Source organism: Pseudozobellia thermophila (genome assembly GCF_900141855.1).
In the GTDB taxonomy this organism is placed as follows: Bacteria; Bacteroidota; Bacteroidia; order Flavobacteriales; family Flavobacteriaceae; genus Pseudozobellia; species Pseudozobellia thermophila.
Map to the genome: position 1 here is coordinate 221,668 of NZ_FQYU01000006.1, position 14,629 is coordinate 236,296.

The window sequence follows — 14,629 nt, forward strand, 5'->3', positions numbered from 1 at the left end:
GTTTTCTTTTTAAGCATTAAAATTTAAGGCTGCATCCCAAGGTGAACGTTCTTGGTTTGGGGTACTGGAAGAAGAAAATATTCTGTCCCCATTGGTTGTCTCCCCATGAAGAGGCTTCCGGGTCGTAGCCTTGGAAATCCTTGGAGTGGATGACGAAGGCGTTTTCGACGGTAGCGTATACCCTAAGGCTGTTCAGTCCGATAAGGTCTAGGAACTGCTGGTCGAAGGTGTAGCCCAGGGAGAAAAGGTTGCCCCTGATGTACGACCCGTCTACGACCCAATGGCTGTCGACCTGGCTGTTTTGGCCGGCATAGGCCTGGTTCCTGATCTCTTGAACCATGGTGTTCTGGTTGTCCTCGGTCCACCCGTCGTAAAGGATGGTGGCCAAGCCGTTGGCGATACCCGAACGGTCTTCGGTAGAGTGGTAGTATTGCTGCATGATGTCGACACCGGCAACAAACTGGATGTCGGCCGTTAGGTCAAAGTTCTTGTACCTGAAATTGTTGATAAAACTTCCGGTAACATCGGGAAGGCCCTTTCCGAGGATCTTTTTGTCGGCAGACCTTTTGGCCTCGCCGGGTACGGCACCGACCAACGCGGCCTCGGCGGCCTCATCGGTTTCCCAGGTTCCCAAACGCTCGTATCCGTAGAACGAACTCAACGATTCGCCTACGCGGAGAATGGTCTGGCTACCGGATACCCAAAAAGGTCCGGGTTCGATATCCTCATCGTTTTCGCCAAGGCTTTCAATGGTATTCTTGTTGTAGTTCATGTTGAACGACGATTCCCATCCGAAGTCGGTACCGCGGACGATCTCACCCGTAATCATGGCCTCGATACCCTTGTTGGAAACGGAGCCGATATTGTCCCTTACCGAGGTAAAACCGGTGGTATAGGGTACGGGTCTGTCGAGCAATAGGTCTTTGGTCAGCTTGTCGTAGTAATCGAACTCCAGGCGCAGGCGGTGGTCCAAGGCGGCCAAGTCGATACCTATGTCGAACTGGCTGGTCTTTTCCCATTCCAGGCCTGGGTTGGCCAAGCGGTTGACCGAGCTGGCGCTAACGCGGGTTCCGTTCAACAGAACGGTGCCCGAGGAAACGGTGGCCAAGGAGCTGTACGGAGGTATTTCGGTGTTACCGGTGATACCGTAGCTACCGCGGAGTTTCAATCGGTTGATGAAGTCTACGTTCTCCATAAAGGATTCCTCGCTGATGTTCCAACCCGCACCGATCGAGGGGAAGAAACCGTATTTGTTGTCCTTTCCGAACCTCGAAGAACCATCGGCCCTGCCCGTAAGGGTAATCAAATACTTGTCGTCGAAGCTGTAGCCGGCCCTCACGAAATAAGAGTTGAGCGCCCATGACTCGGTACTTGATTCGGGGGCACTTGGGTTGCTGGCCGACCCAATGTTGTTGTACCTGAAAAAGTCATCGCTGAATCCGCGTGCGTAGATGTTCGAAGACTCGTAGTTGCGTTCCTGCCAGCTAAGGCCCAACATGGTGTTGATTCGGTGCTTGCCGAATTCCTTGTTGTAGGTCAGGTAGTTTTCTTGTTGCCAGTAGGTACTCTTTTCGTTGAATATCCTGGCATAGCCATCGGGAGAGGAGATGTTGACCAAGTCCCTTGGCGAGTATTCCTTCTTGTTCCTGATGTTCTTGTCAAAACCGAACTGGCTCCTGAAATCGAGTCCGGGCAGTATGGTAAAGTTGACATAGAAGTTTCCGAACAATTGGTTTCTTTCCCAAAAACGCTCTTGGGTCTCCAATACGTGTACGGGGTTGGCCATAGACTCGAGGTTGTAGGCGTCTTCGATCATCTGGCTATTGCTCCACGTACCATCGGGAAACTTGACCGGGAAGATGGGAGGCATTTCGATCATGGTTCGTCGGGGCATTTGGTGCCCGCCACCTTCTTCGAATTCGGTATCCTTTACATCGTTCACCATAAGGTTGACCCCCATTTTCAACCAGTCTTTCGGGGTTACGTCGTAGGCGATCTTACCGCTGATACGCTCCAATTCGTTGTTCAGCATAATACCCTCGACATGGGAGTAGTTCAAGAACACGCCCACGGACGACTTTTCGTTTCCTTGCTGTACCGATAATTGGTGGTTGGTAGAGAAAGACGTTCGGGTGGCCTCGTCTTGCCAATCGGTATCGTACAAGGGGTTCCCGTTTTCGTCGAAGAGGTTGGGGTCGTTGGTGGTAAATACCGGCGCGGGCGAATCGGGTCGGTACTTGGGCGTGTTTTCCATACCCGTTTTAACGACTTCGAGCCACTCTTCCGAGTTGAGCAGGTCCATTTTCTTGCGTATATGGCCTACACTGATAGAACCGTCGTATCCGATGGTGACCTTGCCTTCCTTTCCGCCTCTTTTGGTGGTGATCAACACGACACCGTTGGCGCCCCTGGCACCGTAAATCGAGGCCGAAGAGGCATCTTTCAAGACCTCCATGCGTTCGATGTCGTTCGGGTTGATGAACTTGATGTCGTCCATAACCACCCCATCGACAACGTAAAGCGGGTCGGAAGACGAGTTGATCGTGCCCACACCGCGGATGACGATACGGGGCGAACCGGTCGGCGAACCCGAGTTGAGGAAGACGTTTACACCGGCCACTTTACCTCGCATACCTTGCAGGGCATTGGTTACGGGAGCCTTTAAAAGGTCTTCGCTGTCGACCGCACTTACCGCACCGGTCAGGTCCGATTTTCGTTGCGTACCGTAACCGACCACGACCACTTCTTCAAGGGCGGCCACATTTTCTTCCAAGGTAACGTTGATCGTTTGCTCGTTCTGTACCTGTATCTCCTTGGTGGTAAAACCGATGTAGCTGAAAGAGAGCACATCGCCGGTATCGGCCATGATGCTGTAGTTGCCGTCAAAATCGGTAGCTGTACCTTTTGAAGTGCCTTTGACCAAAACGGTAACCCCGGGTATGGGCGTTCCGTCGGTATCGGTCACCTGACCCTGTACCGTAAACTGTACATTGGTCTTGATCAGTTCGTTGATTTTTTGCGGACTCAACACCGATGGTGTTTTGTCGACCTGGCCGTTCAAGAGGTTTTCGATTTTTTCCTTGATTTCCGGACTGTCTTTGGGAAATAGGATGATCTGGTCGCGCACGAAGCTAAAGTCTATGTTCGAACCTTCGAACAGGGTTTCCAACACCTCGGTAACGTTCTTGTCCTCAACGGTCAGCGATCTTTTCTTATATACATCGATAATGCTGTTGTTGTAGAAAAAACTATAGTCACTTTTACGCTCTATTTCATTCAATATCTTTTTTAACCTGACGTTGTTCAGTTCCAAAGATATGTTCTGGGCATTGACCTCGGAGGCGAACAATTTGCCCAAGGTAATGGCCACTAAGACGATGTATATTTTCATTATCCTTATAATAGGGACCTTTGAAAAAAAATGATCCTTTTTTTTCATAATTTTGAATAGTTTAAGTTGTTTAATTACTAGGTAGTTAAATAATTTTTTTGGGAGGGAAGTGTTGCCGCACTTTCCTCTTTTTTTAGGTTTCTATTTCTTCATATACAAGGTGATTTGATTATTGTTCTTTTTATACAAAATGGGCGATGAAACCTCAAAGAGGTCCATGATCTGTTCAATGGTGAGGTTGTCGAAGACTCCCGTGTACTTGTAGTTCATTATTTCGGGCGATGCCACCGATATCGAAACCTTGTGCCTTCTTTGTAGGTCGCGTATAACTTGGTGAATGGGCGTTTCGTCGTAAATCAATTTGCCTTCCCGCCACGAGGTCAGGTTCTGGGTATCGACCCGGTCGATGATTATCTTGTCCTCGTTTTTGTCGTAAGTGGCGCGCTGCGAGGGGTTGAGTACCACGGTTTTGTTGTCTTTTTCCTCGACCACCCGAACCTTGCCCGATACCAGCGTAGTCTCCACGTTTTGGTCCTCGGGATAGGATTTGACGTTAAAGGTGGTGCCCAAGACCTGGATCTTCATGCCGTTGTCGGTCGAGACGACAAAGGGCCTGTCGGCATCGTGGGTAACGTCGAAAAAGGCCTCGCCCCTAAGGCTGACCTCGCGAACCTCGTCAGGGAAGGATTTCGGAAATGAAATGGAAGTATTGGCATTAAGGGTGATCATGGAGCCGTCGGGCAGTTCTATGGTCCTGTTTTCGCCAATCGCCGTGGCCGTTTCGATCAGGGCCAGTTCGGGGGTATGCGGGGCATTCCCGGTCTTTAGGTACAAAAGGGATAGGGAGACCAAGACCAAGACCAGGGCGGCATAGCCGGTCAATTGATAAATTTGAAATCGTTTTTGCCTGGCTTTTTGGGGAGTGTCCGATTCGGTATCCCGCAACAGTCGGGCCACATGGTCCGCCTTCATCTTGTGGTAGCGCTGCTGTTGTTCGGGGTTTTTGAGCAACCACTTGATGACTTCCTGCTTTTTAGTGCCCGAAAGTTTTCCCTCTACCAAGGCTTTTATATCCCTTTTATTCATCTTTGATCTGAAGTCAGTGTTTGACATCTAGACGTAAAAGTTTAGGGTACCCCCTAGTTGAACCAAAAAAAATTAGAGAAAAAGTAAGGACAGATGCTCCTTAAGGGCCGATTTAAGTTCCCTTAAGGCCTTTGTAATATGGTTTTCGACGGTTTTCGTTGAAATTTTCAGTTCCCTTGAAATTTCTTTGTGGGCCATGCCCTCGAACCTACTTTTCATAAATACCTTTTTGCATTTGTCCGGTAAATGTTGAATGGTACGGTCGACCAAACGATGCAATTCGTTGGCGATGATATCGGAGGAGGCATCGTCGGCCAAGGCACTATAGTTGAGCCAAAATTCCTGCTGGTCGGCACTGAGTTCCTTCGATAGCTTGTTTTTTCGCGTTCTCAGGTAATCGAGGCAGGCATTTCGCATCATGCGGTAAATGTATGCGGTGTAATTGGTGGTAATGTTGATACTGTGCCTCCTTTCCCAAAGCTTGATAAGTACATCGTGTACGATCTCTTCGGCATCTTCCTTAGACGCTATATAGCTGTGGGCAATGACAAAAAGTTTCGGCTTAAAAAAGCCGTACATGATATTAAAATCTTCTTCGCCCTCAAGGTGGGGGGAGGAGTACGTTTTTGCATTATGAGAAAATTCTGGCATCATAATTTTGGAAAACGGAAGATTTTGCGGTAGCAATTTACAAATTCTTAATTTAGAAACTAACATTACTTTTTCCGCCCGATACCATGGGCCGTCTGTACACGTTCGATGTGGGCCGGCGAAGTGACACGTTTCTAGGGACTTGTTTTCCAAATCTTCAACAGGGGCAAGGGGGCGCCGAAACGGTTTTTTTTTGATTTTTTCGGAAAGGGCATTTTCTATCCCTGTCGGCCAGTATGGAAGATTGTGGCCGAACGGAGGTGGCAAAACCTAGCTACCGGGTATAGCAAATCGCGTTCGGTAGGGATGTTTTTAGCGGTAAATCGGCACCCGGCCTTGATATTGGAAGCCAACTATAATGTGTGAAAATGTTGCAAATGTTTAAGCTGTGTTTGAAAATACCGCCAAATTCTTAAATTTAGTTCCACAGTTGTGAAGACTTTTGAAAGGCAAGGCGTCTGCTTCCCGCACATTCCCGAATGGCCGATACGGGGAGTAAGTCTGGCAGCCGTAAAATACTATTAAACTCGTTAATCAACACACTACTATCCGAATTTAAATACTATGAGACTTACTGGAACCTTAACTACCCTGTGCATCGCACTGACAAGCTTTGCCTTTGCGCAAAATCCGTTGAATTTTGGAAGCGATGTACTATCGGCCGACCCCTCTGCCCATGTTTGGAACGATGGCCGGTTGTACGTGTACGCCTCCCACGATGAACCGTGCCAAGAAGATTTTTGGATGAAGGATTGGCGTGTTTTTTCGACGGACGACCTTATAAATTGGACCGACCACGGGGCATGTTTGAACGTCAATCAAATTTCATGGGCCGACAATTATGCCTGGGCGCCCGACGCAGCGTATAAGGACGGGAAGTATTACTTCTGCTTTCCTGCCGGAACGGGCCATAAAGACCGCGTGAACCCCGAAAAAAGCACGAAATGGATGGGAATAGGTATTGCGGTAAGCGATTCCCCGACAGGTCCGTTCGAAGATTATATCGGCGCTCCGCTGTGGACCGACCCCTATGCCAACGATCCCTGTCTTTTTATCGACGACGATGGTACCCCATACCTTTATGTCCATGCCATGGGGGCCGATTACAAGGTGATAGAATTGACCAATGATATGAAGGCGGTAAAGGGCGATTTTTATAAAATGGATATGGGCGGCTATGAACCCAAGATGGAAGGTCCCTTTATTTTCAAGCGAGGCGATAAGTATTATTTTACCATGGCCGAAAACAATCGCGACCTAACCTATTACATGTCGGATTCGCCCAAAGGTCCCTGGACGTACAAAGGCCTGATCATGGAACAGGAACACGAAAGTAACAACCATGCCTCCATGGTCGAATACAAGGGGCAGTGGATCTTGTTCTACCATAGGTGGTACGACACCAATGGGGCCTGCGGGAAACAGAAAAGACAGCGCAAAATAAGTGCGGAGTACCTGTACTTCAACGAAGACGGAACCATACAGCCGGTCAAAAGGACCGATGAGGGCCTGGCAAGTACTCCGCGTAAATAAGGGTTTTAATAGCTTACCTTAAAGATAGACCCGCCGAAGTCGTCGCAGACGTAGAGGGCGCCATCGGGTCCCTGTGCCAGTCCGCATGGGCGATGTTTCAGGTTTCCTTCGGGCTTGGCGAGGTCCATTCCCGCGAAGTTGTCGATAAAAATTTCCCAATCCCCTTCGGGCTTGCCGTCCTTAAAGGGAACAAAGGCAACGAAGAAGCCTTGTTTCAGCGTAGGCGATTGGTTGTGGAATGCGATAAAGGCCCCGTTCCTATACCGTTCGGGGAACATGTTGCCCGTATAGAAAAGCAAATCGTTGGGACCCAAGTGGGCGGGAAAGGCCACCAAGGGGGCAATGGCGTCTTCACCGCCTGTTTTTTCACCATCGCCACCGTATTCGGGGGCGAGTATCCGGGCCTTCTTTATGGGGTCGTAATAGGTGTAGGGCCAGCCGGCGTTGTCGTTTTCCCTTAGCTCATAGAGCGTTTCGGCGGGTAGGTTTCCATCTTGTTCCTCGGTAAAGAGGTCGGGGTAAAAGTTGTGCAGTCCCCCTCGGCCGTGGTCGGTGGCGAACAAGGAATTGGTCTCGAAATTCCATGCAATACCGACCGAATTTTTGAGTCCCGTGGCATATCGGGAACCGTCGCCAAAGCTTTGGCCGGGGGTATCGGCCCTAAATTTCCAAATACCGCCGGCAGAATCCAACAAGGTACAGGGCATTAGGCCCGTTTCGTTTTCCTGGTCCCTGCAGGCATCGTTCCAAGAGCCTACGGTGACATAGAGGTTGCCCTCGCCGTCGATCGTAAAGGGTTTTGCATTGTCGCGCCCCATATCGATGAGGCCGTCCACGATTTTTTCGGGATTGTCCGTATCCAAAATTTCGTGGCCGTCATTCAATTGATATCGGAATACCGCTGAATTCGACGACGTGTAAAGGTAGTCTTCGGTGGCCAATATCCCGGTGCCGGGCAGTTCTCCGAATGGGATCTGCTCGTCAATGCTACCGTCATTATCCTTGTCCTTGAGCAGGAGAATGGCCTTGCCGTCCTTTAGAACGGACCGGTTGGCATAGATATCGCCATTGGCCGCGACGGTCAAATGCCTGACCGCACCGAGGTCCTTGCCGATCTCTTCTACCGAAAAGCCTTCGGGAACCTTTAAAAAGGTTTCGTTATGTGATGTTTTGGCCTCGCTTTTCGCTTCGTTCCTACATTGAAGGTTTAAGGTGGCAAGGGCTACGGTGGTGGCCGCAAAGAGCAAATTACGGCCGGGAAATGCTATTTTCATAAAATGGGCTTTGGTTTGGTAAGCGCCAAAGTTACCATTTCAATCGCACTTTTAGGCGAAGAACTTTCTAGCATGGTCCATTTTACGCCTAGAATTGGGTCGGGCCAAGGGGGGACGCTGTCCATGGCGATGGTACAACCTTGGTTTTGGGCGGGTTATGGTCGGTTTCCTTTCTTGGTGCGTAATGCTTATTTTTGGGCATCACCCTTACCGGGTAAGGGCGAGCAAACCAAAAACCAAAAAAAAATATGATCAAAAGGAGTATCGCATGGCTTTTGTTTCTATGCGCCATAGGTGGCCCTGTTTGGGGCCAGAAAAAAAAAGGAAGGACCGAGGTTCCGAATATCGTCTATATTCTTGCCGACGATTTGGGATACGGCGATGTAAAGGCCTTTAATCCCGACGGAAAAATTCCCACGCCCAACTTAGACCGAATGGCTGCCAACGGCATTCGGTTTACCGATGCACATACCTCGTCGGCCGTGTGTACGCCAACGAGATATGGAATTATGACCGGGCGTTACAATTGGCGCTCCCGATTAAAAAGTGGTGTGGTAAGCGGGTATTCCAGATCCTTGATCAAGCCCGGTCGTACCACGGTGGCCGAGATGCTCAAGGCCCAGGGCTATAGTACTGCCTTTGTAGGTAAATGGCATTTGGGATGGGATTGGGACATTACCAGCGACGAGCCCGATGCGGTGCTCGACAAGCTCAATACCATTGCCGAGGTCAACTACGGGACTCCCGTGAAAAACGGCCCGAGTACCCATGGTTTTGACTATTCCTTTGGTTTTTGCGGTTCCCTGGATATGGCGCCCTATGTCTATGTCGAGAACGGCCAGGCTACCATGGTGCCGACCCGGACCACCATTTCGGTCGATGAAAAGGGCTTTTGGAGAAAAGGGCCTACTTCCGACGACTTTGATCACGCCAATGTGTTGCAGGACCTGACCGACCGAGCGGTGGACTACATCGTCAGGAAGGCAAAGGACGATGCTCCCTTCTTTCTCTATTTTCCCTTACCGGCACCGCACACCCCCATTTTGCCCACTACCGAATTTTTGGGAAAAAGCAATACGAATATGTACGGCGATTTTGTAATGCAGGTAGACGACGTTGTGGGCCAAATTCGGGAAGTTCTTAAGGAACGGGGAATTTCGGAAAATACCTTATTGGTGTTTACGAGCGATAACGGATGTTCGCCCAGGGCCGATTTCGAGGAGCTCGCCAGGGTCGGCCACGACCCCAGTTATGTGTTCAGGGGAGGCAAGGCCGATATCTATGAGGGCGGCCACCATGTCCCCTTTATTGTCGAATGGCCCGATAAGGGGTTGAAGAACGCCCAAAGTTCCAAAATCATATGCACGACCGACCTGTTCGCCACCTGCGCCGACCTTACGGGGTATAAAACAAAGGACAATGAAGCGGAAGACAGTTACAGCATACTGCCCCTGATTACCGGGGAAAGCGATAAGGAGATTCGTGAATTTACCGTACACCATTCGGTCAATGGCTCCTTTGCCATACGACAGGGCGACTGGAAACTGATCGTGGCCCCGGGCTCGGCCGGGTGGAGCTACCCCACGCTGCAGGATATCAAAAAGGAAAACCTCGATCTGCCCGACATGCAGTTGTACAATTTAAGGAAGGACATAGGCGAAACCCGTAATCTTGTCGACCAAGAGCCCGAAAGGGCGAAGGAGCTGCTCAAAGCCCTAAAAAAGATTATTTTAGACGGTCGTAGTACCCCGGGGAAGAAGCAGGAGAACGACGCGACCGAAGATTGGAAGCAAATAGAGATGATCGTCAATTGAATTTCGGGGAAGAAAAGCTGTTATGATATATAAAAAAACGATGGTAAGGGCCGTAGTTCTTTTCTGCCTGGTATTTGCTTGTGCATGTGTCCCTTCAAAAACGGTCGACCCGGTCACATCGCCCGATGGGGCACTATCCGTTGCCGTCGATATCGTCGATGGGGAGCTGGCCTACGAAGTCCTGTATAAAGGGAAGCAAGTAATAGCCCCTTCTGGCCTGTCGCTCTTTCCCGGGGCGAAAGTGGTGGTTGCGGGTACAAAGGTCCGTACCTCGAAAACGGAATGGGAGCCGCTTTGGGGGCAGTTCGATAAAATTACGGACCACTATAACGAATTGGTCCTGTCCCTAAAATACGATGGGGTCGCGGCCAACCTTTATGTTCGGGCCTATGATGGCGGGGCCGCTTTCCGCTATGAGGTCGATGAACTGCCGTCGGACGCCCAGCCGGCCTATTTTATCGAATACGGACTTTCGCAGAATGACGAGGTGTACATGCCCGCAGGGGAAGGCATGCCCAAGGGGCCGATCGTTTTGGGCGATTTGGCGCAAATGGACTCGGTACCGGACCCATGGCAAATGCCCTTGGTCGTCGAAACGGCCCAAGGGCCATTTGTGGCCCTGCTCGAATCGGACCTGGTAAGTGCCCCGGGTTTTTCGGTCATCGATTTCGACTTCGATACAAAGGGCGACAAGCTGTTTTCGAACAACAGGTTCGAGGCGAAGGACGATAAACTGAAAACACCGTGGCGGCTGATCCTTCTGGAAGGGAACATTGGCGACTTGATCACCAATCCCGTCCCCTTGAACGTGGCGGCGCCCCTGGCCCTCGAAGACCCTTCGTGGATCAAGCCCGGAAAGACCTTGTGGGACTGGCGCGTTCACGGGTATACCGCAGCGGACGGCTTTACCTACGGGATCAATACGGAGAGCTACCTGCGCTTTATCGATTTTGCCGCCGAAAACGGGATAGGCTATTTTTTGGTCGACGATGCCTGGTATACCGATGTTTCGGAAGGACATATCGAAATGTCGGATAAGCTCGATTTGGAAAAGGTAATGCAATACGCCGGGGACAAGGGCGTGTCGATCTTGCTGTATTACGACAACCACAAGGGCAGGTATGGCGATGCCGCCCTTTTTCCGTACTACCGCGAATTGGGGGCCAAGGGAATAAAGTACGGCTTTCAGGGAAAGAACGTTCCCTTTACCCGCAATGCGATCCAAATGAGTGCCGAGAACGGGCTCCTGATCGATTTTCACGATGGCCCCGTGCCCTTTACCGGGATAACGCGCACCTATCCGAATGCCATTACCCGGGAATATTGCCATGCCCAACAAGACTCGCGCCGGGCCTTTACCCCTCAAAGCTTTATTCGTATGGCCTTGATCAATGCCCTGCAGGGCCCCTTGGACATGAACAACGGGGTTTTCGATATAGGCAGTGTAAACGCCGGTGAGCGCGAAAAGGGTCCCAAGGCAAAAAACCTATATACCACGGTAACCGCCGAAGCGGCCCGTACCCTCATAATCTTTAGCGGCCTGGTATGCCTTCCCGACGCCCCGGAGGCCTATGCCGAAAAAGGCGACCTTTTTGAGTTTGTCAAGCAAATGCCGGTTGGCCAATGGGACGAAACCCGAATCCTGCACGCCCGAATGGACCAATACATTTCCACGGCCCGAAGGAGCGGAGCGGACTGGTTTGTCGGTTCGGTACACAACGAGCCCGGGGGAACCTTGCCCATTGCCCTCGATTTTTTGGAGGAAGGGAAGGAATATAAGGTGACGTATTACGAAGATACCGACGAAACGCATTTTAAGAATAATCCCGAAGCTTACCGGGTGCGACAGGGTACGGTGAAAAAAGGAGACCTGGTAAGGGCGAAAATGGCCCCCGGTGGTGGGCATTGTATGTGGATAAGACCTAACGAAAATTAAACCTTATGATACCATCGAAGTGTATAAATCCTTTATTGGCCGGTGTAAGCTTGTTGTTCTTGATTTCCTGTGGAAATCGGAAGGAACCGGAGCCGACGGCCAAAAAACCGAACATTCTTTTTATTCTGGTCGACGACCTGGGCTATGCCGACCTCGGGGTGATGGGCAGTTCGTACTATGAAACACCCAATATTGACCGATTGGCCCGGTCGGGCACCATTTTTACCAACGGCTACGCCACTTGTGCCGTTTGCAGTCCGTCGCGCGCAAGCTTGCTGAACGGCCAGTTTACGGCCCGGCACGGACTTACGCAATACGAAGGGGCGAAAACGGGGCAGGCCTGGAAGGCCCTGAACCGGCATACCAAGTTGTTGCCTCCCGAGTACGGGCACCATTTGGATACCAATGATGTGGTACTGCCCGAGGTGCTCAAAGACAATGGCTATGTCACTTTCTTTGCCGGTAAATGGCATTTGGGCGGTGCGGCGAACCGCTCGCTTCCTACCGATCACGGGTTTGACTATAATCAAGGGGGCTATGAAAAGGGAGGGCCTTACAGTGGCGGTTATTTTTCCCCGTTCAACAATCCGTATATGGAAGATAGGGACGATGAAAAGGGGATGTCGCTTTCCATGAAGCTGGCCAAGGAAACATCCGCCTTTATACGGGAACAACAAGATTCGACCTTCTTGGCCTACCTTTCGTTCTATGCGGTGCACGCCCCCATTCAGACGACCCGGGCCAAGTGGAAGAAATATAGGGACAAGGCCGACCGTATGGGAATCGCCGAAAAAGGATTTGAAATGGAGCGCGTACTGCCGGCAAGAAAGTACCAAGACAATCCCGTCTACGCCGGATTGATAGAGCAGGTCGACGAGGCGGTGGGCAGTGTACTCAAGACCCTCGAAGAACTTGGGCTCGACAAAAATACCATCGTCGTCTTTACCTCCGACAACGGAGGGGTTACCTCGGGCGATAATTATTCGACCAACCAGTTGGAGCTTCGCGGGGGAAAGGGATACCAATGGGAAGGTGGCCTACGGGTGCCCTATTTTATTTATGTGCCCTGGTTGGCGCAGGGCGGGGAGAAAAACGAAGAGCCCGTTTCCGGGGCCGATTTGTATCCGACCCTGTTGGACCTCGCCGATATTCCGCTCCGGCCCGAACACCATGCGGACGGGGTAAGCCTAAAACCCCTGCTTGAAGGGAAGGAAATTAAGGAACGGCCCCTGTTTTGGCACTATCCACATTACGGAAACCAAGGGGGCGAACCCGTTTCGATCATGCGGAAAGGCAATTATAAGATCATTCACTATTGGGAAGACGGCCATACCGAACTCTATGATCTGGCAAGCGATATCGGGGAAACGACGGACCTTTCCGCCCAAAACAAGACCTTGGTAGGGCAAATGAAACAAGAAGTGACCGATTGGCTGGAGGATATGGATGCCCAGTATGCCGAAGTCGATACCCTCTGGAACGAGGCGGCTTGGAAACAAAGGCTGGCCGACCATAAAACCAAACTGATGCCCAAGTTGGAGCAACAGCGTAAGGCCATGCTATCGACCGATTGGCGGCCCAACGAAGATTGGTGGGGCAGCGAACCCGTAACGGGCAAGCAATAAACCCATAAAGCAGAAGTGTATGAAAACCATTTCCATTACCTCCCTGATCCTCGGCCTAAGTATGGTACTGGGCGTGTTGTCGTGTCGGCCGAAGGCCAATTCAAAAGATAGACCAACCGAAAAAGATAATAAAGTGACCGATTCCATTGATTACCGCACGTTTAAAGATGACCTTTCCTTTTTGCAGGCGTATACGCCGATCGTAGAATTGTCAGACCGATCGGGGAAAAGTAGGATAGCCCTTGCCCCGAACCTGCAAGGTCGGGTAATGACCAGTAGCGCTTCGGGGGAGACGGGGATGAGTTACGGGTGGATCAATAGGGAACTGTTCGAGTCGCGGGATACCTTGGACCATATCAATGCCTTTGGCGGCGAAGAGCGTTTTTGGATGGGGCCGGAAGGGGGGCAGTACTCCATTTTCTTTGCCAAAGGTGCCGATTTTAATTTGGATAATTGGTTTACCCCCAGGCTTATCGATCTCGAACCTTTCGCTATTAAAACCGTATCCAAAAGCAAGGCGGTATTTGAGAAAGCGGCTTCGCTCACCAATTACTCCGGATTTCAATTCCATCTGGGTATTGAACGTGAGGTGGCCCTGCTTACCGACGATGACATCCGTAAGGAGCTGGACTTGGATAGCTTGGAAGGGTTGAGTACGGTGGCCTATCGAACCACCAACACCTTGACCAATATCGGAAAGCAGGATTGGAAGAAAGAAACGGGGCTTTTGTCGATCTGGTTGTTGGGCATGTTCAACCCGTCGCCGAACACGACCATCATCATTCCCTACAATTCGGCAGGCGAGGGACCCGTAGTAAACGATATGTATTTTGGCAAGGTGCCTGAAGATCGGTTGGTCATCAAGGAAAACGTCGTCTTTTTTAAGGGGGATGGAAGGCATAGGGGTAAAATTGGCCTGTCGCCATCCCGGGCCAAAAACATAATCGGTTCCTACGATGCCGAAAGAGGCCTGTTGACCTTGGTCAAGTACAGGCAACCCGACCATGATGCCGAGTATGTCAATTCGATGTGGGAAATTCAGGAAAGGCCCTACGACGGGGATGTCGTCAATGCCTATAACGACGGTGCCCCAAAGCCGGGCGAAAAGCCCCTTGGTCCCTTTTATGAGCTCGAGACATCGTCACCGGCCCTGGCGCTGAAGGCTGGGGAAAGCGGTGGGCATACACAAATGACCTTTCATGTCGAAGGCGATACGACGGTCTTGGGCCCGATACTGGAGCGCATACTGGGCGTAGGCGTAGAAGAGGTAAAGGGGGCTTTTGAATGAGGGGCTAAGTTCTGGATGCAACGATTAAATT

Annotated in this window: 9 protein-coding genes; 5 read left to right on the forward strand and 4 right to left on the reverse strand. The window is 50.9% G+C overall.

Going from position 1 to position 14,629, the window contains the following annotated elements; translation table 11 throughout:
- Positions 1-16 precede the first annotated feature (16 nt).
- The 3 genes from BUB37_RS15385 to BUB37_RS15395 all read right to left on the reverse strand — a co-directional run bounded on the left by BUB37_RS15385 (position 17) and on the right by BUB37_RS15395 (position 5,131).
- The gene (locus BUB37_RS15385) at positions 17-3,391 is read right to left on the reverse strand and encodes a TonB-dependent receptor (RefSeq protein ID WP_244526853.1); all 3,375 of its coding nucleotides are present in this window, start codon (positions 3,389-3,391) and stop codon (positions 17-19) included.
- A 141-nt stretch (positions 3,392-3,532) separates the two neighbouring features.
- The gene (locus BUB37_RS15390) at positions 3,533-4,477 is read right to left on the reverse strand and encodes a FecR family protein (protein WP_072994716.1); all 945 of its coding nucleotides are present in this window, start codon (positions 4,475-4,477) and stop codon (positions 3,533-3,535) included.
- Positions 4,478-4,549: 72 nt separating this feature from the next.
- Positions 4,550-5,131 carry an RNA polymerase sigma-70 factor gene (locus BUB37_RS15395; protein WP_072994753.1) on the reverse strand — a complete coding sequence of 194 codons (582 nt, stop codon included), beginning with the start codon at positions 5,129-5,131 and terminating at the stop codon, positions 4,550-4,552.
- A gap of 561 nt (positions 5,132-5,692) precedes the next feature.
- Between BUB37_RS15395 and BUB37_RS15400 the strand changes: the two genes are divergently transcribed.
- A complete protein-coding gene (locus BUB37_RS15400; protein WP_094766750.1) occupies positions 5,693-6,661 on the forward strand; it encodes a family 43 glycosylhydrolase in 969 nt (322 codons plus the stop codon).
- A gap of 5 nt (positions 6,662-6,666) precedes the next feature.
- On the opposite strand, the gene BUB37_RS15405 is transcribed toward BUB37_RS15400, so the two are convergent.
- Positions 6,667-7,935 carry a PQQ-dependent sugar dehydrogenase gene (locus tag BUB37_RS15405; protein ID WP_072994717.1) on the reverse strand — a complete coding sequence of 423 codons (1,269 nt, stop codon included), beginning with the start codon at positions 7,933-7,935 and terminating at the stop codon, positions 6,667-6,669.
- Positions 7,936-8,183: 248 nt separating this feature from the next.
- Here BUB37_RS15405 and BUB37_RS15415 point away from each other — a divergent pair, with 248 nt between their 5' ends.
- Genes BUB37_RS15415 through BUB37_RS15430 form a run of 4 tightly spaced genes read left to right on the forward strand, consistent with a single transcriptional unit; the run spans position 8,184 to position 14,598 of the window.
- Entirely contained in the window at positions 8,184-9,749 is a 1,566-nt protein-coding gene (locus BUB37_RS15415; RefSeq protein ID WP_094766751.1) for a sulfatase family protein, read from the forward strand.
- 22 nt (positions 9,750-9,771) lie between these two features.
- Positions 9,772-11,685 carry a glycoside hydrolase family 97 protein gene (locus BUB37_RS15420; RefSeq protein WP_212635307.1) on the forward strand — a complete coding sequence of 638 codons (1,914 nt, stop codon included), beginning with the start codon at positions 9,772-9,774 and terminating at the stop codon, positions 11,683-11,685.
- Between the two features lie 5 nt (positions 11,686-11,690).
- Positions 11,691-13,310 carry a sulfatase gene (locus tag BUB37_RS15425; RefSeq protein WP_072994719.1) on the forward strand — a complete coding sequence of 540 codons (1,620 nt, stop codon included), beginning with the start codon at positions 11,691-11,693 and terminating at the stop codon, positions 13,308-13,310.
- Between the two features lie 19 nt (positions 13,311-13,329).
- Positions 13,330-14,598 carry a DUF6786 family protein gene (locus BUB37_RS15430; protein ID WP_212635308.1) on the forward strand — a complete coding sequence of 423 codons (1,269 nt, stop codon included), beginning with the start codon at positions 13,330-13,332 and terminating at the stop codon, positions 14,596-14,598.
- The last annotated feature ends 31 nt before the right edge of the window (positions 14,599-14,629 follow it).

Coding starts and splice junctions, on each gene's coding strand:
- BUB37_RS15420 (WP_212635307.1), top strand. CDS start 9,772: ATGATATATAAAAAAACGATGGTAAGGGCCGTAGTTCTTTTCTGCCTG.
- BUB37_RS15430 (WP_212635308.1), top strand. CDS start 13,330: ATGAAAACCATTTCCATTACCTCCCTGATCCTCGGCCTAAGTATGGTA.
- BUB37_RS15385 (WP_244526853.1), bottom strand. CDS start 3,391: ATGAAAATATACATCGTCTTAGTGGCCATTACCTTGGGCAAATTGTTC.
- BUB37_RS15395 (WP_072994753.1), bottom strand. CDS start 5,131: ATGATGCCAGAATTTTCTCATAATGCAAAAACGTACTCCTCCCCCCAC.
- BUB37_RS15415 (WP_094766751.1), top strand. CDS start 8,184: ATGATCAAAAGGAGTATCGCATGGCTTTTGTTTCTATGCGCCATAGGT.
- BUB37_RS15425 (WP_072994719.1), top strand. CDS start 11,691: ATGATACCATCGAAGTGTATAAATCCTTTATTGGCCGGTGTAAGCTTG.
- BUB37_RS15400 (WP_094766750.1), top strand. CDS start 5,693: ATGAGACTTACTGGAACCTTAACTACCCTGTGCATCGCACTGACAAGC.
- BUB37_RS15390 (WP_072994716.1), bottom strand. CDS start 4,477: ATGAATAAAAGGGATATAAAAGCCTTGGTAGAGGGAAAACTTTCGGGC.
- BUB37_RS15405 (WP_072994717.1), bottom strand. CDS start 7,935: ATGAAAATAGCATTTCCCGGCCGTAATTTGCTCTTTGCGGCCACCACC.